The 1,841-nt window shown below is 55.0% G+C and carries 3 protein-coding genes; all 3 read left to right on the forward strand.

The features are described from left to right. The coding region (locus QMF38_RS09550; protein WP_281759290.1) for a helicase-related protein at positions 1–743 on the forward strand (743 nt) is incomplete at its 5' end. A 3-nt stretch (positions 744–746) separates the two neighbouring features. Continuing rightward, positions 747–1,214: a hypothetical protein gene (locus QMF38_RS09555; RefSeq protein WP_281759291.1), complete on the forward strand. Its 468-nt coding sequence runs from the start codon at positions 747–749 to the stop codon at positions 1,212–1,214. 418 nt (positions 1,215–1,632) lie between these two features. Further along, positions 1,633–1,841: phage terminase small subunit-related protein (locus QMF38_RS09560; protein ID WP_281759292.1), on the forward strand; the 209-nt coding region annotated here is incomplete at its 3' end.

Here is a 1,841-nt window from a genome sequence, read left to right on the forward strand (position 1 = left end):
GTATCTTTGAGGCCATCTCGGATATCGCGGTGAGCATGAAGGCCGAAGACTGGCTGGAACTGCCGCCGCGTGTTGACAGGATCGTACCGGTCAGGCTTGAGGGTAAGGCGAGAGCATTGTACGAGCAGCTGGAACGGGATCTTCTTTTGCCGTTTGCTGATGCTGATGTGGTGGCGAGCACTGCGGCTGTGTTGAGCAACAAGCTGTTGCAAATGGCGTCTGGTGCAGTGTACGACGAAGAGCGCGGCGTGAAGCTGATTCACGACGCGAAGCTGGATGCACTGGAGGACATCATCGAGGCTGCGAACGGCAAACCGGTGATGGTGTTCTATAACTTCAAGCATTCACTGGAGCGCATTCAGCGGCGGTTTCCGCAGGCTCGAGTCTTGCGTAAAGGGCGTGAAGGGAACGAGGACATCCGAGCCTGGAACAACGACGAGATTCCGCTGTTGTTGCTGCACCCGAAGTCGGCAGGGCACGGTCTGAACCTTCAGGAATCTAGTTGCCAGACGGTGGTGTGGTACGACCAGATCTGGAGCCTGGAAGAGGACCAGCAGGCAAATGCCCGTGTCCATCGACAGGGACAGACACGACCCATCGTCGTCCTGCGGATCGTGGCGGAAGATACGATGGACGAAGAAGCTGTGAAGGCGTTGGAGCAGAAAGCGACCGGGCAGGAAGAGTTGATGCAAGCTGTGAAAGTCCGTATTGCCAGAGTGCGCGGCGTACCGGTGGAGGTGTAAGCCATGACAACCTACGTTGTGGACAAGGTGCGAACCCGACAAGCTGTACAAGCTTATTTCGCGGTCTATCGTCGGTTTGTGCAGCTGCTGAATGCCGGCACAGTGCCGCGCGAGGAGCTGCCGCCTGTGCCGGGGTACGAGAATGCGGCTGATCCGGACTCCATTCACGCGCCAGGTTTTCGACCGGGATCGCCCGTAGCAGTGATCGACGGCAAGCTACGGTATATGGCGTGGTTCGTGAAAGATGTGAATCGCGTTGTGCGTGGGTTGCCGCGGTATCAGGAGGTGATCATCCGCACGCAGTTCATGGGGCGGGAGCAGCTGTCGAATGAGGAGACGTATGAGGCCTTGTTGCGTGCAGATTCGCGGTGGTGTTACGGGATGCGGCATTTCGAGAGTCAGCGCTCGGAAGCGATTATGACTTTAGCGGATTTACTTGGTCTCACTCTATATCTGGAAAATTCCCAGTGAAGTGTGCGGAAATTATGCGGATTATGTGCGGAAATCCCGTGATACAATGGCCTTGGATAAGTGCACCCAAAATTCGATGACGCACTTCCGGCTGCCCTGTGGGGCGGCCTTTTTTGTGGCGCTAAAGGAGGTCGAACGCGTGTTATGCCAAGAAGGTTACCCATGTGTGTACTTGCGTATGGTATTAACCTCCAAAGGCATGTGCACGCTTGCGACTTGCCCGATGATACGTGTGAACGATAAGGTGCACGATAGGTTGAGCGGGGAAATCACGAGTTGGAACGGCAGTGGCGTAAAGAGAGAGGACAAACCGCCCTCTCGTTCGCTTACACAGAAAATTACTTAGACTTTTTAGAATTCGCTTGAGAAATCCCACAAAACCAACTCAATCCATCATCTGGAGGTGGGGTGAGATGTAGTGCCGCGACCCCGGAATCCAAAGCGCGACGAAGCGAAACGGATTTGGCTTGAGAGCGGTGGTCAGATCGCGTTAAAGAATATCGCGCAACAGCTTGGCGTTTCTGACAGCCAGGTTCGTAACTGGAAAGTTGCTGACGACTGGGAAAACAGCGGAATTGTTGCGCAACAAAACATGAATCGTGGCGCAACAAAACGTAAGCCGGGGGC

Source organism: Alicyclobacillus hesperidum subsp. aegles, assembly GCF_027923525.1.
Taxonomy (GTDB): Bacteria; Bacillota; Bacilli; order Alicyclobacillales; family Alicyclobacillaceae; genus Alicyclobacillus; species Alicyclobacillus aegles.